Annotated in this window: 18 protein-coding genes; 7 read left to right on the top strand and 11 right to left on the bottom strand. The window is 38.7% G+C overall.

Annotated features, from left to right (window positions below):
• Window positions 1-15: 15 nt before the first annotated feature.
• From M9892_00710 to M9892_00675, 8 genes are all read right to left on the bottom strand, one after another.
• Complete coding sequence (locus M9892_00710; GenBank protein MCO5252870.1) at window positions 16-987, bottom strand: SIS domain-containing protein; 972 nt, start codon at window positions 985-987, stop codon at window positions 16-18.
• Between the two features lie 51 nt (window positions 988-1,038).
• Entirely contained in the window at window positions 1,039-2,199 is a 1,161-nt protein-coding gene (locus M9892_00705) for an AIR synthase-related protein (GenBank protein ID MCO5252869.1), read from the bottom strand.
• A 131-nt stretch (window positions 2,200-2,330) separates the two neighbouring features.
• The gene (locus M9892_00700; protein ID MCO5252868.1) at window positions 2,331-5,408 is read right to left on the bottom strand and encodes an OmpA family protein; all 3,078 of its coding nucleotides are present in this window, start codon (window positions 5,406-5,408) and stop codon (window positions 2,331-2,333) included.
• Between the two features lie 119 nt (window positions 5,409-5,527).
• Window positions 5,528-6,397, bottom strand: a complete 870-nt coding sequence (locus M9892_00695; protein MCO5252867.1) for a rhomboid family intramembrane serine protease — start codon at window positions 6,395-6,397, stop codon at window positions 5,528-5,530.
• An 81-nt stretch (window positions 6,398-6,478) separates the two neighbouring features.
• The gene (locus M9892_00690; GenBank protein ID MCO5252866.1) at window positions 6,479-7,912 is read right to left on the bottom strand and encodes a glycosyltransferase family 39 protein; all 1,434 of its coding nucleotides are present in this window, start codon (window positions 7,910-7,912) and stop codon (window positions 6,479-6,481) included.
• Between the two features lie 15 nt (window positions 7,913-7,927).
• Complete coding sequence (locus tag M9892_00685) at window positions 7,928-8,677, bottom strand: succinate dehydrogenase/fumarate reductase iron-sulfur subunit (GenBank protein MCO5252865.1); 750 nt, start codon at window positions 8,675-8,677, stop codon at window positions 7,928-7,930.
• A 6-nt stretch (window positions 8,678-8,683) separates the two neighbouring features.
• Window positions 8,684-10,693 carry a fumarate reductase/succinate dehydrogenase flavoprotein subunit gene (locus M9892_00680; GenBank protein MCO5252864.1) on the bottom strand — a complete coding sequence of 670 codons (2,010 nt, stop codon included), beginning with the start codon at window positions 10,691-10,693 and terminating at the stop codon, window positions 8,684-8,686.
• A gap of 22 nt (window positions 10,694-10,715) precedes the next feature.
• Window positions 10,716-11,423, bottom strand: a complete 708-nt coding sequence (locus M9892_00675; GenBank protein ID MCO5252863.1) for a succinate dehydrogenase cytochrome b subunit — start codon at window positions 11,421-11,423, stop codon at window positions 10,716-10,718.
• 241 nt (window positions 11,424-11,664) lie between these two features.
• Between M9892_00675 and M9892_00670 the strand changes: the two genes are divergently transcribed.
• Together M9892_00670 and tyrS are read left to right on the top strand one after the other, a co-directional pair.
• A complete protein-coding gene (locus M9892_00670) occupies window positions 11,665-12,729 on the top strand; it encodes a quinone-dependent dihydroorotate dehydrogenase (GenBank protein MCO5252862.1) in 1,065 nt (354 codons plus the stop codon).
• Between the two features lie 5 nt (window positions 12,730-12,734).
• Window positions 12,735-14,030: a tyrosine--tRNA ligase gene (gene tyrS / locus M9892_00665; GenBank protein ID MCO5252861.1), complete on the top strand. Its 1,296-nt coding sequence runs from the start codon at window positions 12,735-12,737 to the stop codon at window positions 14,028-14,030.
• A gap of 69 nt (window positions 14,031-14,099) precedes the next feature.
• Here tyrS and M9892_00660 read toward each other — a convergent pair whose 3' ends face one another.
• Window positions 14,100-14,693: an NUDIX domain-containing protein gene (locus M9892_00660; protein ID MCO5252860.1), complete on the bottom strand. Its 594-nt coding sequence runs from the start codon at window positions 14,691-14,693 to the stop codon at window positions 14,100-14,102.
• Here M9892_00660 and pyrE point away from each other — a divergent pair.
• Genes pyrE through M9892_00645 form a run of 3 tightly spaced genes read left to right on the top strand, consistent with a single transcriptional unit; the run spans window position 14,692 to window position 16,996 of the window.
• The gene (gene pyrE / locus M9892_00655; protein MCO5252859.1) at window positions 14,692-15,339 is read left to right on the top strand and encodes an orotate phosphoribosyltransferase; all 648 of its coding nucleotides are present in this window, start codon (window positions 14,692-14,694) and stop codon (window positions 15,337-15,339) included. The two genes, M9892_00660 and pyrE, sit on opposite strands and share 2 nt — an antisense overlap.
• A 3-nt stretch (window positions 15,340-15,342) precedes the next feature.
• The gene (ribD, locus tag M9892_00650) at window positions 15,343-16,392 is read left to right on the top strand and encodes a bifunctional diaminohydroxyphosphoribosylaminopyrimidine deaminase/5-amino-6-(5-phosphoribosylamino)uracil reductase RibD (GenBank protein MCO5252858.1); all 1,050 of its coding nucleotides are present in this window, start codon (window positions 15,343-15,345) and stop codon (window positions 16,390-16,392) included.
• Window positions 16,382-16,996, top strand: coding sequence for a YigZ family protein (locus tag M9892_00645; GenBank protein MCO5252857.1), 615 nt, complete (start codon window positions 16,382-16,384; stop codon window positions 16,994-16,996). Before ribD ends, M9892_00645 begins: the two co-directional genes overlap by 11 nt.
• Before the next feature lie 118 nt (window positions 16,997-17,114).
• Here M9892_00645 and M9892_00640 read toward each other — a convergent pair whose 3' ends face one another.
• Both M9892_00640 and M9892_00635 read right to left on the bottom strand, forming a co-directional pair.
• Entirely contained in the window at window positions 17,115-18,002 is an 888-nt protein-coding gene (locus M9892_00640; protein ID MCO5252856.1) for a cation diffusion facilitator family transporter, read from the bottom strand.
• Window positions 17,987-18,178 (bottom strand): hypothetical protein, encoded by a 192-nt coding sequence (locus tag M9892_00635; protein MCO5252855.1) that lies wholly within the window; start codon window positions 18,176-18,178, stop codon window positions 17,987-17,989. Before M9892_00635 ends, M9892_00640 begins: the two co-directional genes overlap by 16 nt.
• A gap of 2,393 nt (window positions 18,179-20,571) precedes the next feature.
• Between M9892_00635 and M9892_00630 the strand changes: the two genes are divergently transcribed.
• Together M9892_00630 and M9892_00625 are read left to right on the top strand one after the other, a co-directional pair.
• A complete protein-coding gene (locus M9892_00630; protein ID MCO5252854.1) occupies window positions 20,572-20,733 on the top strand; it encodes a T9SS type A sorting domain-containing protein in 162 nt (53 codons plus the stop codon).
• Window positions 20,734-20,741: 8 nt separating this feature from the next.
• Window positions 20,742-23,192 carry a gliding motility-associated C-terminal domain-containing protein gene (locus tag M9892_00625; GenBank protein MCO5252853.1) on the top strand — a complete coding sequence of 817 codons (2,451 nt, stop codon included), beginning with the start codon at window positions 20,742-20,744 and terminating at the stop codon, window positions 23,190-23,192.
• The last annotated feature ends 253 nt before the right edge of the window (window positions 23,193-23,445 follow it).

The following is a 23,445-nucleotide window of genomic DNA, read 5'->3' as shown; positions in this document are numbered from 1 at the left end:
TCGTTGTTTAATCTTCTATTTTAAAAAATTCTTAAGCTGGTCGATATTGTCCACTCTCATATTGTCCACTCCTTTGGATTCAGACAAAATTATACTCACCCAATCAAGAATATAGATAACTTTGAATAATTGGCTCAAATCAGCTCCTTGTATCGCTAAATGTGTAACTTTATTATGATTGACTGTCAGTACTTTTTCTAAAAAATCAAATCGTTTGTTGATGCGAGGGTTCAGACCTGAATTTAGAAAGAGAATATTGGCATTCATACTGCCATAAATACTTTCTGTTACATTATGATTCACTTCCGGTAATACAAAGGAAAACGCTTGTCCTTTTGCATTTTCTTGAATCTGCTGACAGAAACGCGTTGCAACGCCTGCATAATATTCGTCACAGTATATATGTATCGGATTCTGTTTGTTTTGAATTAATTGGTTAAATAGAGTTTTGGCGTTATTTCTTAACGTTTCTTTATCATCGTATAATTTCAGGCAATGTTCGAGTTCAGTATGCATGTTTATACCAAAAATTTTACCTAATATCAAAAGATTCAAGGATAGAGAAAAGCCCAGCGCCATTCTTGGTTGATATCCCTTGGGAACGTTAAAACAAGGGTAGTTGTTTGATTTAAGTTTGTCGGCTAATTCTCCACCGGAGCATATTCCAATAATTTGACAATTGGCGTTGTGAGCAATTTGAAACATCTCCAGCGTTTCCTCTGTATTGCCTGAATAAGAGGACAAAATGACCAGTGTTTTGTTGTTAATGTACTTTGGTAAGAAATAGTCGGAATAGACCTCAATAGGGCATTTGGCTATGTGAAGAAAATAACCTCGGGCAATTCTTCCACCTATACCGCTACCGCCTAATCCACACAAAATAATATTGTCGAAGTTTCCGGATGGTACTTTATTCGTGTCAAATTCACTCATAGCAAATTGAATCTGTTCTTGAAAAGATATTAATGAACTCTCGTGCGTAATCATATTTGGGGTATTGGGCAAAAATAAATAAATTGAATAGTTTAGCAAAAGCAATTAGTACTTAATCACCCCTTTAGGAGAGTGAATCTGAAGCTCTTTTTTATTCGATGACTCAACTCTTCCTATAATTTTGCTTTCAATTTGAAAAGTTGCAGCAATCTCCATGAGTGATTTGGCTGTTTCTGCATCGGTATAAATTTCAAGTCTGTGTCCCATATTAAAGACCTTATACATTTCTTTCCAGTCAGTGCCGGATTCGTTCTTAATCGTTTGAAATAATATTGGAGTTTCAAAAAGATTGTCTTTAATAATTTTGACATTGTTTGCAAAGTGAAGCACTTTGGTCTGTGCACCACCCGTGCAATGAATAATGCCGTCTATTTTATTTTTATATATTTTCAAAATTTGACTTAATAGAGGTGCATAAGTGCGAGTGGGCGATAGTACCATTTTGCCTGCATCATAAGGAAATCCGGAAATTTTATCGGTTAATTTTAATGACCCCGTATAAGCTAAATTGCTTGGTATTTGTTCATCAAAACTTTCGGGGTATTTTGTTCGGTAGTCAGAATGAAAAACGTCATGTCTTGCGGAGGTCAATCCGTTGCTTCCCATCCCACCATTCCAAAATGTCTCATAAGTAGCTTGTCCAAAGGATGCAAAACCTACAATTACATTGCCCGGTTTAATGTTGATTTCAATTACATCTTTTCTTGCTAATCTGCTGGTCATGGTAGAGTCAATGACGATAGTTTTAACCAAATCTCCCAAGTCGGCTGTTTCGCCACCACCCGAAATAATATTTACTCCATATTGTCTTTGAGATTCAATAAACTCTTCTGTCCCGTTTATAATAGCGGCAATTACTTCCCCCGGTATGCGAGCCTTATTTCTGCCTATTGTGCTGGAAAGTAAGAAGTTGTGAGTTGCTCCCACGCACAACATATCGTCTAGATTCATCACAATGGCATCTTGTGCAATTCCTTTCCAGACAGATAAATCACCAGTTTCTTTCCAATAAATATAGGCTAATGATGATTTTGTTCCCGCTCCGTCCGCATGGATTATATTGCAATAATCATCATCACCTCCTAATACATCGGGAATTACTTTACAAAAAGAGTTTTGAAATAAGCCTTTGTCAATGTTTTTAATCGCTTTGTGTACATCCTCCTTCTGCGAAGATACACCCCTCTTTTCATATCTGTCGGTCATGCTGCAAATGTAGAAGATATTTTGCTATAAAAAGCAAAAGAGGGCTATTGCCCTCTTAGCTTGAACACTAAAACATATACTATGAAAACTATCTTTTTAAGGTAAATTCAACCTTTATTTTGCATACCTTGTTATTGTTTCTTTCCTCTCTCGGGTTTGGGTACCAAATAAATAAATCCTCCTTCTTCGTGCCAGTCTTTAAACTGCTTGAAAAACGCTTTCCCTAAGGTTGGATATTCAGCTTTATCGGATATCTTAAATTTAGCTCCGGTTACTACGGTTTCGCCCAATTGCATCTTCTCAAATTCAAATTGATTGCTTGGGAATTTAACACCTTCAGCCTTAAATTTATCTCCATCGGCAAAATCCTTTTTTCCTATGGTTTTGGATTGATACAGTTTTGCCGCAGTAGGGATGTCGATCCATGTATTTCTGCCCATAAAATCAAAGTTAAACATGATGGCTTCCTTGTCATTGACCATAACAGAAATGTATTTAACCCCGCTTTCTTCTATTACTTTTAGTTTAATAACGCCAGGAATTGCGTTCCAATCAATTTTGGGTTCCTCAGGGGTTGTCAACTTGGAATTTATAGGTCCGTTTTGCATCGCTTCTTTGTTGATGTGGGTGAGTGCAAGCTCTCCTTCCTCCTTGTTAAATGTAATTCCGTATAAGGAATCCAAAGCTTTGAATCCAAATCTGAATGAAGCATTGAATGTGCTAATTTGTAATTCAACATTGTTATAAGCCTTGCCTAAGTCTTTAGTTCCAATTAATAATGGGTTTATGACTACAGATGCGCCCGGAGGAATTTTGCCGCTTATGATTTGTTGTGGTGTAACACCTTTGAGTGCATCAGGAGTAAGCGCCTTTCTGTTTATTAGATTTTTAACTTCAATCAAAGATATTTCTAATCTATTAGATTCTATAAAAATGGTTGGACCCTCTGCCGGTACATTATTAGCAGATACCTGTCCTTTATAATTGTTGCCTTCTTGATCCAATTTTACAATTACAATCTGAGCATTTTGGTTGTTGGGATCGTCTGTCTGAACAACTTTCATACTGGAGTCAAAGTTTACGTCTAAGATTCTAAAAGTAGTTCTTCTGTTTTGTGAATGTTGGTATTCATCACAAGGGACGTATTTCACAGTATTGATTGTTTTAATCTCACTCGGATCATAAGCCTTATAAATATACTGATCTCCGGATTCGATTTTTTTCTTGGCAACAATTGGCATATTGCTGATTGGACTTAATCCCAAATCGTATTTAGTATTGGCTACAATATCTCTGCCTTCGCAAGCGCAATCATTGATTAACTGAGATTCACCATAACCTTTTGCAATAATTCTCCTTGGGTCAATTCCTTTGCCAATCAAATAAGACACGGCAGAGTCTGCTCTTCGTTGTGAAAGAGAGATGTTATAGGCATAAGAAGAGCGACAGTCTGTATGTGAACCCAACTCAATTCTTATTTTAGGGTATTTAAGTAAAAGCGGTAATAAAGAATCCGATAAAACCTTAGCTGCAGCAGGTTTAATATTTGCTTTGTCTAAATCGTAGAAAATTGGAAGTACTTTGGCAAAATCTAACTGAGGGTTTAAACAGAAATCTTCAATAAAAGTATGAGATTTTTTCAATCCTACGGTGGTGATTACTCTTGGGTTATCTTCAGCATCAAAGTAATATGCTTCTCTGTTTGTTACAGAAATTTTGTAAGTAGCTTTTTCTGCCAATACCACTGTGTCATAATCACCGTCTTCGTTAGTTCTGAGTGAAATCTTCACGGTATCTAAATCGTTGGTAATTTCAACTAATGAGTTAGGGAGAGGTTTGCCGGTTTTACAATCGGTTACAGTTCCGGTTAGTTTAAAGTAAAGTGGAAGAATCTTAAATTCATAAATATCTTCTTCGCCTCTGCCACCGGGTCTGTTTGAAGAAAAATAACCATGGAATTGGTTGTTGTTATCAAAGGTTATCCCAAAATCATCTGCTCCGGTGTTTAAAGGAAATCTTAAATTTTCAGGTTCAATCCAATCATTTCCGGCTCCTTCACTTTTGAAGATATCCAAGCCACCCATTCCGATATGTCCGTTAGATGCAAAATACAAACTGTTGTCATGTGAGTTGTAATAAGGGAACATTTCATCTTTTTCCGTATTAATCGTATTGCCTAAGTTTACAGGATCGCTCCATGTATGTCCTCTTTTAATATAGTTAACCACATACAAGTCATAACCGCCATAACCGCCTTCTCTGTCGGAAGTAAAATAAAGTTTGTTGCCATCGGGTGACAAAGCAGGGTGTGCATAGTTTGCGCTATCTGTTTCAGTGAATGGGAGAACTGTTACTTCCACCCAGTCATTTCCTCTTTTTTTAGCTTCGTAAATTTTACAAAAAGGTGTTTTCCCGTCAGTACCATTACATCTTGTAAAATAAATCGTTGAATATCGTCTGTCAAAGTCTTGCACTCCGTCATTGAACTTGGCATTAAGGGCACCCGGTACCAATTTAGGTTTACCCCACTTGAAATTACCTCTTTTGAGTTTTTCTTGTTCTACCATCCATACGTCTGAATAGAAGCGGGCAGTACCGCCATATATCTTCTTCTTGTTATATCCTCCTTCTCTGTCTGATACAAAAAAGATGGCATTATCTTTCTTGTCAGATATCATAGGAGAGTAGTCGCTATATTTGGTGTTGAGTTCTCTGAAATTGGTTACAATAAAGCGTGACTCTTGTGTGAGCCAACTCTCTGCAGAATCACAACTTGCAATCTTGCGATTTACATTTTGGTCTCCAGGGACTTCATTTAAGTATTTGGTGAAATACTCACGTGCTTTTTTGTATATATCCAAATTGGTCTGTTCAGCAGCTTCTTTCATGGTAAGAATTCCCAACTGATAAAGTGCCTCGGTGTTTTTAGGTTCTTTTCTTAGGATTTTTTCATAGGCACGTTTTGCTTTGCCAAATTCGTTTGATTTTCTGTAACACTCTGCAGCTTTATAAGCAGCTTCTTGCTTTAAATCCTTCGAAAGTTTTTTGCTGGCAGCAAGTTTGGTGTACATATCAGCTGCTTGCGCATATTGTCTTGTTTCTTTTAGCTCATTGGCTTTTTGCATGGAAATTTTTGAACAACCTTGTTGAGTAATAAGAAAACCGACTAATGTAAGTGCGCTCAGAAATAAAGTAAATTGTCTTTTCATTCTTTAAATTATAGCGTTTGAAATAGAGTTAATTTTAATGAAGCAAATATATAATCACTATTTGATTTGCCAAGCCTTTCTGGCGAAAAATCATAAAAAAACCAATGATATTGACGGAACTATAAGTCTTTGCTTGCTTTAAACAAGATTTCTTTCTCCTTTTGTGACAACGAATCGTAGCCTGATTTGGAAATTTTGTCTAAAATAATATCAATTTCTCTTTGGTTTGACATCTCTGTTGGCTTTGATGTTGCTGGATTAGCATTAATATGTACTTTAAATTCTCTTTGTGGTTTTTTCGTACTTTGCTTTCGTTTAAAAATACCGCTCATATCAGGAAGTGGAAGTTGTCCGCGCATCCACTTTACATAAAGATAACCAAATAAGGCACCGCCTAAATGAGAAAGAATACCCCCATCATTTTCGCCATTGCCCAAAGCCAGAAGATTGTAAACAATAAAAACAATTGCAATCCATTTGAGTTGAATATTAAATAACCCAAAAGGTCTGAGTTCGTAATTGGGTGTAAATACCGCTGCGGCAATAATGACCGAAGTTACTCCTCCGGAGGCTCCTACCATGCGGATAGATATAGGCATGTCTGCATAATATGGAAGTAAGTTTAAAACAATCAAATAAAGAATAGCTCCTGAAATTCCTCCCCATAAAAAAGTCCGGTAAATATGTTTGTTGCCGGCTAAACTTCTGAATATGTCACCAATAAAAAACAGCCAGAGCATATTGGAAAGTAGATGCCAGAAATTAGCATGTAAAAAAATGTAGGTAAATAATGACCACGGTTGCCAAATAAAGTCCTGAAAATGATGGGGGAGTGCCAGATTTGCAAGAAAAATTTTTGACCAAGTGAAAGGAAATTTGCCAAGTATAGAAGTGATAATGAACACCACCACATTGATGATAATCAGTTTGCGCAGTGAATTATTGCCCTTGTTGAAACCATATTGAATGTCCTGCAGAATACTTTTCATCTCTTTCGGTGCAAAATTATGTACTTACTGCAAAATCAACGAGGGATTTCCTATCAGGGTCTTTAAAATTTCTTTGTAGAATTATTGTTTTTCAAACTCATAGATATCAAAGATTTCTTTGAAATGAGTTTTACTCTTAAGTGATAAGAAACTTTCTAACGTTTCCTTAATTTTATTGTTGGGATATGAAAATTCAGACGCTGCATCCATAAATATTACTTTATCTGCTTTGTTAAGCAAAATAGGCGATATGCGGCTAATATCCTTGATAGGATAGATATTGTCTTGCATTAATACTTGGCTGATTTTATTAATTTTAGTAGTCTTGAAGTAGTCTATATTGTAATAATATAGAAACCCTAATTCTATCCAGTCAGGACTTACAAAAACAATGGAGTGTGGGCTTTTTAGTGTTTTTACTTTCTCAACTGCAAATTTTATATCTCTTTTATTGGTAATATTGGGTTTTGAGGTAATTGCAAATAAAATGCATATCAATAGAGAAGCAGCCATGACCCATTTTTTGTTTATAAAAAGATAGTTTATACAAATTGCAATAAGTAAGGTGAAGGCGCTCGCAGCTATCATTAAATACCTATCCATAAACATAGGAATCTTAAATGAAATAATGAACATGAGAAAGAAAGGAATACAAAACCAAAATATAATGAGCCTGCTTTGTGGTAAGATTGATTTTAATTTTTCCCGAAAAATGTATTTTGTTAGGGTGGTTAAGAAAAGTAAAATGAGCGACACTGCAACAATCGGAGCGTTGGAAAATTGCCATAACATAATGTACAAGTCACTGATTCCTGTAGGTGCCTTTACCCAAGTGCCGGTCGATGAAGCAAAGAATCTGTGCATGATTACCGGAATATTCGGAAGATAAAATAGTGTTATAATAGCACAGCCAATCCAGAGATATTTGCCGAATTTATTTCTCAGCTCGGAGTCAATAATAATCATGAAAAACTGAATGAAAAGAACAAAAAAACCAAAATAATGGCTGTAAATTAACAAGATGTCTGCGGCAAGTAAGGCTATGAAAGTTGCTCCGGTTCTATGGGTTGTTTTTAGAATTAAATTCAGGAAACAATACATCGAGATGATTGTGAACATCCCCATTAGTGCGTATGTTCGAGCCTCGTGTGCAAAAAAGATTTGATAATTGGAAAAGACGAATAAAAAAGCTGCTACAATTCCTGTTCTGAGGTTGAAAAACTGCGAACCTATTTTAAAAATAAAAAAACATCCTATAGAGTTGAAAATCAGCGATGGAAATCTGACAGCAAATTCTGAAATTCCAAAACTGCGAATCCAAAAATGGAGAATAAGCTCATACAAAGGAGGGTTGTTGCCTGCCAGTAATTCGCTAATAATGGACGGTACATCCATTTGCGCATGATAGACACTAAAAGGCTCATCTCCGGCAAGGGAATTTGAATCTAAATAAAGTATTTTAAAGATAAAATTAAGCAGTGCAAAACCTATGGCGAATAGTGTGTTTATTGACATAGGCTTTACTCACAGCTATTTACTCTTTAAAGAAGCTGAAAGATACTCTCTGTTAAGTCTTGCAATGTTTTCCAAGCTTATTTCTTTTGGACATTCTGCGGCACAATCACCAATGTTTGTACATGAGCCAAAGCCTTCTTTATCCATCTGTTCAACCATTTTGAGCACTCTTTCTTTTCTTTCAGTTTCGCCTTGCGGCAACAAAGCAAATTGCGAAACCTTAGCACTTACAAAAAGAATAGCTGATGAATTCTTACATGCTGCTACACAAGCACCGCAACCAATACAAGTGGCTGAGTCAAATGCAGTGTCGGCATTGTCTTTTGGGACGGGGATGGAATTAGCGTCAATAGTGTTTCCGCTTGTGTTTACAGAAACGAACCCCCCTGCTTGCTGAATTCGGTCAAATGCTGAGCGGTCAACAACAAGGTCTTTTACAATTGGAAATGAATCAGCACGAAAAGGCTCAATAAAAATTGTTTCTCCATCTTTGAACTCTCTCATGTGCAACTGACATGTGGTTATTGCCTTGCCGGGTCCATGCGGTTGTCCGTTGATAACCATAGAACACATTCCGCAAATGCCTTCGCGACAATCGTGGTCGAAAGCAACCGGATCGTCATTTTTGGCTACTAAATCTTCATTCAATACATCTATCATTTCAAGGAAAGACATATCATCAGAAATATGGTCAACCTGATAGGTTTGCATTGAACCATTGGTATTTGTATTTTTCTGTCTCCAGATTTTTAATGTTAATTTCATGATATATTATTTATAACTCCTTTGGACTAATTTAATGTTTTCAAATTTTAATTCTTCTTTGTGTAGCAACGCTTTGCCAGGGTCTCCGGTGAATTCCCATGCAGAAACAAACGTAAAGTTTGCATCATCTCTCAATGCTTCTCCTTCGGATGTTTGAGACTCCTCCCTAAAATGTCCTCCGCAAGATTCGCTACGATTCAATGCGTCATTACACATTAACTCTCCTAATTCGAGAAAATCTGCTACACGCATTGCTTTTTCAAGTTCGTTGTTCAATTCGTTGGGCGTGCCGGTTACGCGAACATTGCGCCAGAACTCTTCTCTCAATGCTCGAATCTCATTGATGGCTTCTTGTAAGCCTTGTGCATTTCTTGCCATGCCACATTTATCCCACATAATCTTGCCCAAACGTTTGTGAAAGCTGTCCACGGATTCAGTACCTTTGATACTAAACAACTTTTCAATCGTTTCTTTCACTTTATTTTCTGCTTCGACAAATTCAGGTAAGTCGGTAGAAATTTTACCGGTTCGGATGTCGTCAGCCAAGTAATCTCCAATGGTATAGGGTAATACAAAATACCCGTCTGCCAATCCTTGCATCAGGGCTGAGGCACCTAATCGATTGGCTCCATGGTCAGAGAAATTAGCTTCACCCAATACATAAAGCCCTTGAACTGTGCTCATTAAGTTGTAATCAACCCACAAGCCACCCATAGTGTAATGTACAGCAGGGTATATTTTCATCGGTGTTTCATAAGGGTTTTCTGCCGTAATTTTTTCATACATCTGGAAAAGATTCCCGTATTTTTTTTCTACTACCTTTTTACCCAAAGCTATGATTTCTTCTTTGCTTGCTTTGTGCAATCCTTGTACGTGAGCTTCTACTTCACCATATCTCTCAAATGAACTTGCAAAATCAAGAAATACAGCTTCACCTGTCTTATTTACTCCAAATCCCGCATCACATCTTTCCTTGGCAGCTCTTGATGCAACATCTCTGGGTACTAGATTTCCAAAAGCAGGGTAGCGTCTTTCTAAATAATAATCTCTATCATCAGCCGGAATATCTTTAGGTTTTTTAGAGCCATTTCTAATTGCCTCAACATCTTCTTTCTTTTTTGGAACCCAAATTCTGCCATCGTTTCTAAGTGATTCAGACATTAAGGTCAATTTGGATTGGTAATGTCCTGAAACAGGAATACAAGTGGGGTGAATCTGTGTATAGCAAGGGTTTGCCATATAAGCTCCTTTTTTGTGTGCTTTCCATGCGGCAGTTGCATTTGAGCCCATTGCATTTGTTGAAAGAAAAAATACGTTGCCATAACCTCCGGTACAAAGTGCCACTGCATGTGCAGAGTGTTTTTCGATTTCTCCAGTGATCAAGTTGCGGGCGATAATTCCGCGTGCTTTGCCGTCTATCACTACCAAATCAAGCATCTCATGGCGAGTGTAGGATGTTACATTTCCTTTGCTGATTTGTCTGTTGAGAGCAGAATAGGCGCCAAGCAATAATTGCTGCCCTGTTTGGCCTTTTGCATAAAAAGTTCTGGATACTTGCACGCCACCAAAAGAGCGGTTGTCAAGTAGTCCTCCATATTCTCTGGCAAAAGGAACTCCTTGCGCTACGCATTGGTCAATAATGTTGGCAGAAACCTCTGCTAATCGATAAGTGTTTGCTTCGCGTGAACGGTAGTCGCCACCTTTGATTGTATCATAAAACAATCGGTAGGTGGAATCCCCGTCATTTTGATAATTTTTAGCTGCGTTGATACCACCTTGAGCGGCAATTGAGTGCGCTCTGCGTGGTGAGTCTTGGAAGCAAAAAGTCTTCACTTTGTAACCCATTTCTGCTAATGATGCAGCTGCTGATGCTCCGGCTAATCCTGTGCCTACTACAATGATATCAATCGAACGTCTGTTGGCAGGGTTGACAAGTCGCACATGGTCTTTATGGTTAGTCCACTTATCGGCTAATGGACCTTCAGGTACTTTTGAATTTAATTTATTTTCGCTCATAAATTTTCGTTTCTAATAGGGTTTATTGGTGAGTAAAATACATAAGAATAGGAATGATGGCAAAGAGAATTGGAATAATGATTGAAAATGCTGTTCCTACACCTTTGATTAATGGGTTATATTTTGGGTGATTAAGCCCAAGAGACTGAAATGAACTTTTGAATCCATGCCATAAGTGAAAGGCTATGGCAAGCATAGAAATAGCATAAAATAACACAAAGTAAATATTGGAGAATGTCTCCACTACTTTCTTATATAAATCTTTTGCTATGACAATTTCGCTTGCATTGGATGCATCTGTATATCGTGTGTATTTAGTAAAACCGCTTCCTGTAACATCTGATGGACTACTGATATTTCCTGTAGTCAGTTCTACAGTGTATTTAGACCAAGGAGTTTCTCCAAATTTATATTGCCACCAGAAATCACTCATGTGTAGGATGATAAAAAGTAAAATAATGGCGCCTAACAATCCCATTTTACGCGCTGTCCAATGTGTGCTCCTATGGTAGTGCGCTACCACATATTTATTGGAACGCTTGTTTTTGTTGGTTATTTCTAATGTAATACCTCTAATGGCATGAATTAGAATAATAATATAGGTGCCCCACGATACAACTTTAATTAGGGGATTGGAAGTCATGAAAGCTGCGTAAGTGTTGAAAGCATATCCCCCGTCATGTTTCAATAGTTGAAGATTGCCCAATAAATGAATTACGAGAAAAAGCATAAGGAAAATACCTGTTAATGACATTAGGACCTTTTTCCCTACGGATGAATTAAAAAATATTGATAGTGAACTCATGTTGTGTATGTAATGTTTTTGACACCGGCAAAATTATCATTCTTAGCAAATACCCAATTTTTTTTTGTAATTTAAAATCATTCTATGTTGTTGATTTATCTTTTATCTTATTGGCAGCAAACAACTACTTTGGTTATTTTTGCAGGCTTTTGTTGCGAACCTGTATATGTTTAACCTTGCAAGGAAAATCCTTTTTATGATGAAACCCGAAAGGGCACATCATTTCACCATGTCTATTTTGGTTTGTCTGAGTTATATCCCTTTTGCGCTTAATTTTATTAAGAGGTCTATGGGACATCTGACTAATGGTGTACAATCCAAGCGCATACTGGGTATTGAGTTTCCTAATATCGTGGGGTTAGCAGCAGGTTTTGACAAAGACGCCAGATATCTCAAGGTCTGGAAAAAGCTCGGATTTGGATTTGTTGAAGTTGGCACTGTAACTCCCAAGCCGCAAAATGGAAACCCCAAGCCCCGACTGTTCAGACTTGTAAAAGACCACGCACTTATCAACCGCATGGGTTTTAATAACCAAGGCGTGGAGGCAATGAAAACCAGATTGAAAAATCGCCCTCAGGGATTGGTCGTGGGAGGAAACATCGGAAAGAATAAGTTGACAGATAATCAATTTGCTGCAAATGACTATTTGATATGCTTCGAAGCACTTTATAATTATGTGGACTATTTTGTAATCAATGTAAGTTCACCCAATACACCGGGGTTGAGAGATTTGCAGAGTACCAATGAATTAGAACAAATTGTTACACCAATACTAAAAGCAAGAAAAGACCTTGATAAACAAGGAAAAATACACGTTCCTGTATTAATTAAATTTGCTCCGGACATTTCAGACCAACAGCTTACGGAAATTATTCACTATATCAATAATACCACAGTTGAAGGTGTAGTATTGACCAATACCACCATCAGCAGAACAGGACTAAATACAGATACAAATGAAATAGAGTCTATGGGAGCCGGTGGGTTGAGCGGTAAGCCGGTATTTGAAAAATCAACCGAAATTCTTGCCAAAGCTCGCCAAATGTTAGCTCAGGATAAGGTCATTATGGGTGTAGGCGGTATATTTTCAGGAAAAGATGCCCTTAAGAAAATAGAAGCAGGCGCAGACCTTGTTCAAATTTACACTGGCTTTGTCTATAAAGGACCTGCATTAATTGGCGATATATTAAAAGAAATTCGAGATTCATCAACTAAAACTCAACATTCATAATTCAAATGTCTTTTGTTCCAAAATATAATCTTGTAGAGGAGTTGCGCTGGCGAGGACTGGTGCATGACACTTTCCCCGAAACTGAAAAATTATTACAAACCGAACAGGTAAGCGGCTATGTCGGTTTTGACCCTACGGCAGACAGTCTGCATGTAGGGAACTTGGTCGCTATTACTTTGTTGCGCAAATTGCAAAAGGCTGGACATAAACCCGTTGCACTTGTTGGTGGTGCAACCGGAATGATAGGAGACCCCTCAGGAAAATCTTCAGAGCGCAATTTGTTAAGCAAGGATTTACTGCAGAAAAACCAAGCTGCCATTAAAAAACAATTGGAGAAATTCTTAGATTTTGATTCTACATCCAATGCTGCCCAAATGGTGAATAATTATGATTGGTTCAAGGATTTTAGCTTTTTAGACTTTATCAGAGATGTGGGGAAACACATTTCTATAAGCTATATGATGGCAAAAGATTCGGTCAAAACTCGTTTAGAAACAGGTATTTCGTTTACTGAATTTTCTTACCAACTCATCCAAGGGTATGACTTTTATTATTTATACAAAAACAAAGGCGTAAAACTGCAAATGGGAGGGAGTGACCAATGGGGAAATATAACCACCGGAACTGAACTTGTCAGAAGGATGGCTGGTGGAGAGGCGTTTGCGCTCACGGCTCCTTTGTTGACAAAAGCAGATGGTACAAAATTCGGCAAATCCGAAGCGGGGAATATTTGGCTTGATTCCCAAAAAACAAGTCCATATTCTTTCTATCAATTCTGGCTGAATGTGAGCGATGATGATGCTGAAAAATTAGTTAAGGTTTTTACTGAATTTACCCAAGATGAAACGCTGACACTAATTGAACAACACAAACAAGAACCACATTTAAGATTGTTGCAGAAAACACTTGCTAAAGAAATAACTACGCTTGTACATTCTGCTGAAGAATATGAAACAGCAGTGAGAGCTTCGCAAATTTTATTTGGAAATTCAGACCCGAAAGAGATTTTAACGCTTGGAGAAAAAACTTTTTTGAGTGCAATGGATGGTGTTCCGACTTTTGAAATCGCTAAAGACAAATTAAAGTCAGGGCTTGCAGTGTTGGAATTGCTTGCTGTTGAAACTCAGATTTTCCCGTCTAAAGGTGAGGCAAGAAAGATGATACAAGCAGGCGCTGTCAGTTTTAACAAGGAAAAATGGAGTGAAATAGAAGCCATAGTTGATGATAACCGGCTCTTATTCAATAAGTTTTTGCTTGTACAAAAAGGCAAAAAGAACTACTATCTTGTAGTTGTGAAATAATCTTAAGACGCTTGTCGCTCGCAAGTGTATGCTTAGAAAAAGTATGATTGCAATACCGGCTTGAATTTATTACATAAAGAGTTGTTTTAGGCTCGAATAAGTTCGTGTGTCAGGTTGCAATAAAAAGTCTTTGTCGGCAAATTGTACATCAGTAATGCCTTCCTCCGTTTGCGGGAGAAGGTTCGTAATTTTTTCTGTGGATTGCATCAGAAACCAGAATGTTTCCTTCAATGCGGGTTGATTTTGAAATAAATAGATATGATAGCTGCATGGTAGTTCCTTGATAATTCTCAAGTTGCGCACACCGCACTCTTCTTCAACCTCTCTAATAGCAGCATTTCTTATTGTTTCGCCTTTTTCTAACTTGCCTTTGGGCAAATCCCATCTGTCAAAACGCTTGATGTATAAGTATTGACCGTCTTCTTCTACAATCCCACCGGCAGCTTGAATAAATTTATACTCTTTGATTAAAAGTTGAATAAATTTACTTGGGGAACTAATGTTGAGCTTGTAATGTGCCTCATATTGATTGTCTTTTGTCAAACACTGATGAACATAATTTTTGAACTGAGCAAGTGGGATATTAAGATTGATTTTTTGAGCTACAGGAACTAATGTAATCGAACATTGGTTAATGAAAATAGTATAATTTTGTTTGCTCATGATTGACAAAGAAATATCCGCAAAAGTAGCAAAATACTTGCTTGAAGTTAAAGCTGTAAAACTGAGTCCTGACAATCCTTTTACATGGACATCCGGCTTGCTTTCTCCCATTTATTGTGACAATAGAGTAACACTTTCATATCCCGAGGTTCGCACCTATATCCGCGATATGTTTGTCAAAATTATTCGCGATAATTTTCCTGAAGTGGAGTGTATTGCAGGGATAGCAACAGCAGGAATTGCACAAGGTGCTTTGATAGCAGAAGCAATGAGATTGCCGTATGTATATATCAGACCGGAACCCAAAAAACACGGTATGAAAAACTCAGTGGAAGGCTATATGAAAGAGGGTGCAAAAGTAGTGCTGATCGAAGATCTCGTTTCCACCGGAAAGAGCAGTCTGGCTGCTTTGGAAAATCTGCGACAAAGTGGTGGACACGCACTTGGGTTGGTTTCAATTTTTACTTACGGTTTCTCTGATGCTTTGGACCGATTTAAACAAGCAGGCTGTCCTTATATTTATTTGAGCAACTATGCAGTTTTGTTGGAAGAAGCTGTTAAATCAGGCTATGTAACTTCACAAAACAAAGTAGCACTTGAATCTTGGAGTACAGACCCTGTTGCATGGGCGGCTACTCATCAATAATGTGTGAATGTGTATAGCTCTGCTGAACAATACATGCAACGTGCCCTTGACCTTTCATTGAAAGGATTAGGGAATACGCTCACCAATCCTTTGGTGGGTTGTGTAATTGTTTATGAAAATAGAATCATTGGCGAAGGGTATCACACTAAATATGGAGCCGCACATGCCGAAGTGGAAGCAATGCAAAGTGTGTCAGAAAATGATCGACAATTTTTGAGTCAATCTACGCTCTATGTAACGCTGGAACCCTGTTGTCATTTTGGGAAAACACCTCCTTGCACGGATTTGATTATTGAAAATAAAATTCCACATGTAGTGGTGGCACAACTTGACCCCTATGAAAAAGTGAGCGGCAAAGGAGTGGAACGATTAAAGAGTGCTGGCGTATTGGTAGAAGTTGGTGTTTTGCAACATCAAGCGGCATTTGCAAATCGAAGGTTTTTATGCAATCAAACACTTAAAAGACCCTATATTATTCTCAAATGGGCAGAAACTATTGATGGGTTTATTGCCGGCAAATCAAATGGGCAGAAACAAATCAGCGGTTCCATGGCGCAACTGCTGGTACATAGATGGCGAAGTGAAGAATCCGCTTTTCTGATAGGGAAAAACACCCTTTTGAATGACAGCCCCTTGCTCAACAACCGCTTTTGGACAGGTGCAAACCCCACAAGGGTCGTGTTGGGGAATGCAGATGAATCCTATTATAATTTGCCTTTTTTTGATTTGAATATTCCAACCTATTTGATTGGAAATAAACATAAAATAGGGCATGTCAAAAATGCAGAACTTGTTGAAATAGAAACCGGTAATCTCGGTCATGTTCTTGCTTTTTTGTTACAACAAGGAATGAGTTCTGTTGTGGTAGAAGGCGGAAGGAGTGTTCTCGATAATTTTTTACAGTTCGGATTCTGGGATGAGGTGAGGGTGCTGCAATCCAAAAATAAATATTTTAACAACGGACTCCAAGCACCGTGTTTGCCCGAAGGAAATTGGGAGAATGAAGATTTATCTGACGATACATTGAAGATTTTGTATAAAAATGTTATTTGAAAGCACTTACAAAATTCCGGTACAGGCTGCTGAATCAAGGCTCAATGTCAGAGGAAGTAAGTTTTATGCTTATCTTTTCCCCATATCAAGCGAAGACGATTTTAAACAACATTTAGGAGTCATCAAACAGCAATATCCCGATGCCACTCATTGGTGCTATGCATACATTCTTAATATTGATAAAAGCAATCAACGCTATAATGACGATGGCGAACCTGCCAACACAGCCGGCAGACCTATCTTGCGACAAATACAAGCATTTGATTTGACCAATGTGCTTGTCATTGTTGTCCGTTATTTTGGCGGAAAACTTTTAGGTGTGCCGGGACTTATTGAAGCCTATAGTGAAACGGCAAAACTTGCATTAGAACAAACGCAAATTGTTGAAAAACAAATAGAGGCATATTATAAAATAGAGTTTGATTATGTTGACGAGCCTATGGCTTGGCAGTTGGCGCGACAAAGTCAAGCGAGGATTGACGAACAAGTGTATAACGAGAAAGGCTGTTTGATAATGGCTGTCCCTGTAAATAATACTTCACAGTTTGAACAAATTGCACGAGAACTTTTTATGTTACAATGGGTGCAGATAAAGATTGGTTGATTAAACAAAGTTTTGGTGCAGTGCAGCAATTGTTTTACCTGAAATTCAAAGAAATAACGGGTAGAAAGTTAATCTGTCCTAATGTTCCAGTGTCATTCTGAATGATACGGTAAAATCTTTAATATTCGTTAGGCTCAACGTGAATGAGTATATCTTCAAGTTGGGGAATTTCTACTTTTAGTTTTTCTTTCAGGGCATGAGCGATGTCATGACCTTCTTTGACCGTAATATGTGCGTCAACTGTGATATGTAAATCTGCAAAGTAGGTTGTACCGGTTTTGCGAATCAAACATTTCTCTGTATCAATAACACCCTCAATGGTAGCAGAAATTTTGCGAATATTTTTGACTAAATCATCATACAAATGCTCATCCATGATTTCACCCAAAGCAGGACGAAAAATCCTGTATGCATTATAAAATATAAAACCGGCTGAAAATAAAGCAGCCCAATCATCCGCAGATTCAAATCCTTTCCCTAAAATCAGTGCAATACTAATGCCGATGAATGCAGCTACAGACGTAATTGCATCGCTACGATGGTGCCATGCATCTGCCTTGAGTACTGTGCTGCCTATGAGTTTTGCTCTGCGAATGACTAACTGATAAGAGATTTCTTTCCAAATGATAATGGGCGCAAGAATAAAAAGTGTAAACAACTTAGGACTATCATGTGGAGTGCCAATATTTTCTATACTTTGAAATGTAATCAGCATGGCAGAAATGACCAAAAAAGCCACCACCATAAAGGTTATCAAAGGTTCAAGTCGTCCATGTCCATAAGGATGGTTGGCATCTGCAGGTTTTTGTGTGTATTTGATTCCAAATAATACCAATAGTGAAGCAAAAGTGTCTGTCGTTGATTCGATTGCATCAGCAATTAATGCATAAGAGTTGCCAAAAATACCCGCCAACCATTTGATAATAGCCAAACAAGCGTTTGATAAAATACTGAAAATTGCAGTATTAATCGCTTTGTTTTTATAATTGTTTAGGATGATTGACATATCAAAAACAAGGTGTCAAAAGTAATATAATATACTACTGTGGTTTTTGCTAATGGATAAATATCTATGTATAAACGTGAGAAGTTGCGAGAGTATATAAATCCACAGTTGTTTGCAAGTATTTTAGGTGCTTTGGCATGGCGGAATGAATTGGGTGATTTATTTTTATCCCTCAAAAATTTGTTTTTATCAAAAAAATAGTTTTAACTTTGAAGTTCACTTAAAAACATACCGATATGAAACAATTATTACAAAATCATCGTAGAGTGTGTTCAGCGGTGGTAACACACACACACACACACACACACACACACACACACACACAGGGGTTAATCGTAAAAAGGCTATGCTATTGATGGGCATACTTACCTTATTTTCGGGACTGTCGTGGGGACAGTTTATGATGGGGTATCCGTCCATGACGCGGGCTAATCCGAGTCCAGGCGAATGGTATGCGGACGACAACCGTGCACAAGTAACCACGATTACGGCATGGGGTGCCAATATGAAGTTAAATTTAGCCCCAAATACAATTTCAGGTTCATTTTCAGCATCCAACCGAGCGATAGTGATTCAGATGATAGGCAGTTCAACCTATATTGGTCATTGGGAAGAAGTGGATATAATCAATGTCAACCCCTCCGGAGATGAGTTAGAGGTGAGTTTGCTAAGTCGTGGTTATTCCACAGCAGGTAATGACCGAGTACAGGTAATTCAATTAGAGCAATTTGGGGATTTGACTTTAGATAATGTATTTGTAAAATGTCATCCATGGGATGGATATACCGGAGGAGTATTGGCATTAAAGACAAATAGTATCACCATGAAGAATTCCTTTATAAGCGCAAAAGGCTGTGGATTTAAGCCGGATGATGGTTATTTATTTGGTCAGGGCGGTCAAGGTGCGCCCGGAGATACATATTATGACGGTAATGGAGGCGGAGAGTACTCCCTTTACTTTGAACCATGTTTAACCCCGGATCCTGCCCAGGTTAATAAACATACGGGAACATTGGGAACAGATGGAGATCCACAGGTAACAAGTAATGTAACTCAGCCCACTTCAGCGAATAACATTTTTGGTAGTTATCCCTTACCTAATGCACCGAGCTATATAGCAATTATGGGTAATGCCGGTTATATCGATTTTGGAGTTGCATACCAAGGAGGCGTTGGCGGAAATGGAGGCGGACACGGAGGCAAAGGCGGAGCAAGCGGAGCCCCCATACCGGAGCTGGGCATGGACGGGTCGGTAGGCTTGGATGGAGGTAAAGGAGGCAATCAAGGTAGGGGAGCCAGAGGTGGTGGTATCATACTGCTCAAAACCAAATATATTGAAGACGGAGACGGACAACAACAAAACATATCAAGGTGGTTAGATGTATCTGGCGCGAATGGTGCAAATGGAGAACCGGGTCAAGTGGGTGGTAAACAAGGATTTGGTGGTTTGGGGGGTACGGGTATCATTGTAGGGTCTGATGTATATTACTCAGGAGCTATAGGTGGCAGCGGAGAGCCTGGCGATGCAGCGGGAGGTGGAGATGGCAGTTACGGAGGCGCACCCGGAACGATTCAATTAGCAGGGAATCCTACCTTGGCAGGCAAATCACAGTTTTATGAAGGATTTGGCAGCTTCCAATCTAAGTGGATAGGAATCTCACCCGGCAAAAATGGCATTGGAGGTAAAGGGGCGTACAAATTAGCGCCCTATCAATTAAGTGTTTCAAGTGTAATATTGCCGGACGGCTTGGGAAATGGCTATGATTTATGTACCTCGGGTGGAGGCGGTGGAGTTTCACCCCCACATTATACCCAAATCTGCGACTGCGACATGGCGATGTACCCGTTTACATTGTTTGATAATAATAGCTCTACTTATTTAGCGACTTATGATATTTCTAATGTTTACCTCATATATATCGATGCTACAAATGTCCCTGATTGGAAAATTGAGTATGACCCAGGCAACGGTAAATTAATCAGTACGGATGAAACAAATAAAATCAAGTACCATTGCCGTTTTCATCATAAAGACGAAGCCACGGAGATTTTTAAAGCCATAGCAAAGTTAGGAAAGCAATCCCGCTTGAAAAAAGATATAGTATTGCCTGCAATTAGGGTGGACTTGAACCCACCAGTTAATGACCATTTTGTTTATAAATTCAAAGATGAAAATGATTATGAAACAATAGTATATGAATCGGATCTATCAGATCCGGATAATATAATTCAAAAAATTGATTTTGATGCGGAAGATGAACAGTATAGTGCCTCCTATTCCAGATGTAATCAATATGACCCACCCTCAGAGGATATGGGCGAAACAAGCGTTCTTGATGAACTCATTATGACGGATTCAGGACCTGACGGGAACGATCCGCGCGGACATGTTGGTTATGGCACAACATCGGATCACTTTGGATTTGATTTTAACACCAATTCAATTTTCCCGGAAAGAAAACAGGAAAATGTATCGGGCATCAACATTCGCCATAACTCGATTGCAGATGAAATCCGGGTTGTTGATGACTTATACAGTAATCTGGATGTTGAATCAACAAAGGTCTATATGCAGTGTGAGATATATGATTTGAGTGGCAGGTTAATCAGCAGCTATACTACTTTTGAACCGAGCATGCAGCTAAATACCCGAACCCTGAGTGCCGGAATCTATATTCTGAAGGTAATAAAGGGCAATAGAATGGCTGCAAGTAGAATAATCATAGAATAGACATTGATATGCACGCTATTTTGTTTACATACCGCAAATTGTGTTTTCTCTTATTGTTGTTGTTTGTACAGACAGGTTTGAACCTGTCTGTACAAGCACAATCCAAGCCGAGAAACTTGGTTCAGAACGGGAGTTTTGAGGAGTTTCCGGACAGCCATCCCTACAAGACAAAACCCAAGGAATGGTTTGATGTTGATACAAATTTGGATTACAGTAAAACCCGAAATAATAAGTTTGGGATGTGGTATCAGTTTCAGATAGATTCCTGTTATCATTGGAGTTCGTGTATGTCTTATAGAGCTAGTGAATCCGTAAATGGAAATTGCTGTATTGAGCATAACCCCAAAAATCCATTCATGGATGTGAGCTATAATAATCCCGGCTTTTTTTTTAACTATTATACACTTAAAAATGATTTTTCGATTAAAGCAAATTGGAAGAGTAGTCCCCCTGTAAATGATGGTTGGTATACTTTTCCACATCATTATACGTTAGACTTATACACTTATCGTCATTATCGCTATATTGATTTTGATTACCCCCTCAAATATTCTTTGCCTAAGGATACATTAAATGGAAAATATATGGCATTTATTGTGTTAGAGCCATTTGCCGACCGCGCCTCGATAAATGCATATAAAACCATTAGAGACTACCCTTGGAATTATTATGGCTATATTGCCAATGAATTAAGACAGAACTTAACGGTTGGTAAAAAATATAAAATTGGTTTTTTTGTTGGTGTCAATAATTGGATAGATACCTTCAACCTGCCCAAGGTGCCGCTCAGGTTTGGAGATTATTCGACTTTGTCCACAAGTAATCTTTTTGAACGCTTAGGGAATATGGAATCTATCATAACCTACGGACCTGTTGAGCAAGCAGGCAATTATACTACCTATCTGACAGACGGTTTGGGAATTTTTCTTTCTACACCCGACATTGCTTGTGTTCATAAAGGAACGGGAGAGGCACGGATAAAGGGTAGTGCATGGGGCAAGTATTCACCTCAATTCAGGATTCCCCGCCCTCACATGAGCAAGGGGGAGTGGGTAGAGTATTCATGGGAGTTTGTAGCAGACAAACCATATACCAAACTCACCATTGGTAATTTTTGGGATACTTCGCAACAAACTATGGTTAGGTGGCTATTTGATTTTATGGACGATGATTTGGTTAGAAATTATTTATACAAAATAGACCCCACCGCTATTAGACCTCCACGCATTGATTATTTATATAAATTCATGCACGTCTTTATAGACAGTGTTTATTTGTATGAGATAGGGGGTTATCTTCCTGAGGATACCATTGCTTGTTATGGCAGTCAGCTTGAGTTTGAGGAAAATTTGGGCAGAGAAGTCACCTGGATACGGGAAGATGGCAGCAGTGAACAAAGTCGCACATTTCAGATGACGGTTACCAAACCAAAAGAGATGATAGTGGGCATCATTGATGGAGAATATGACACGATGTATGTATATGGCAAGTTTGCTCCGCAATATGAATTGCAGCACACCGACAGTCTTTGTGCACCGGCAGGGCGCCCCTTTAACAAGTTGCTGGCAATCGCAAACGAACCCAAAGTCCATTACTCATGGAACCAAAATGGACATGTGCAGGACAGCAGTGTTTTTGTGAGTGCCGATACGGGAGTTGTAACCCTAACCCTTACAGACAGCATAGGCTGTGAATATGTTCATCAACTACCATTAGAAGAATATTGCCCTTGTGTGATTCTTCCCTCCGACACGATGATATGCAAAGGTGCATCACTAAGCATCAGCGACTATTATGGCAGAGCGATAGACTGGGCAATAGATGGAGTGAACCAAGGAAACTCAATTTCATTGACAGTAAAACCGAACAAATGGCAAACAACCATCACGGGCAGTTGCGACAGTTTTTCACAAACGATGGAAATCTTTATGAAAGAGCCACCGCAAGTCATTCTGACCCATACAGACAGTATGTGTATTTGGACAGGGAAGCTATACAACAAACTCAACCTTCGCTCGGAAGAATCCATCAGTGGAGTTTGGGATTTCAACGGAGCAAGCTACACGGGCTTGTATTTTGAGAGCATGGATACAGGCATTGTGTATTACAAAGCCATAGACAGCTTAGGCTGCGAGACACATGGAGCAACATATTTGGGCGAATACTGCCCTGAGTTTTCTGATATATGCGCGTTTCCGAGTGCATTCAGTCCCAACGGAGATGGTTTGAATGATGTATTGACAATTAACTGTGTAAACATCAAGAGCTTTAGGGCAACGATTTTAGACCGCTGGGGAGAGGTCATAAGCATGAGCAGTGATGCGAATTATGTCTGGGACGGTACTTATAAGGGTCAAGAAGCAACTGCAGGTGTTTATGTGTTTCTGATAGAATACGAAGTGTATTTAGAACCAGGAAAGAAGTATTATTACAAAGGGACATTGACATTGGTGAGGTAGTGCTTCGACTATGCTCAGCAGCCATGCTTCGGCTACGCTCAGCAGCGGTTGCTTCGGCTCCGCAGCGGTTGCTGAGCGTAGTATAGCGGTCGCTGAGCGTAGTCGAAGCACCGCTGTTTCAAATCCGCTCAATAGCGTTTGCTGAGCGAAGTATAGCGGTTGCTGAGCGTAGTCGAAGCGCCCGCTGCGCTGCTTCGATGTGATTGTAAAATCAATCCCAATCGTATCAATTAACAAGTTCACTAAATACGAA

This window comes from Bacteroidota bacterium (assembly GCA_023957335.1).
GTDB lineage: Bacteria > Bacteroidota > Bacteroidia > NS11-12g > UBA955 > JALOAG01.
The sequence above is the reverse complement of the archived record's forward strand: the minus strand, read 5'-3'. Positions and strand labels throughout refer to the sequence as shown.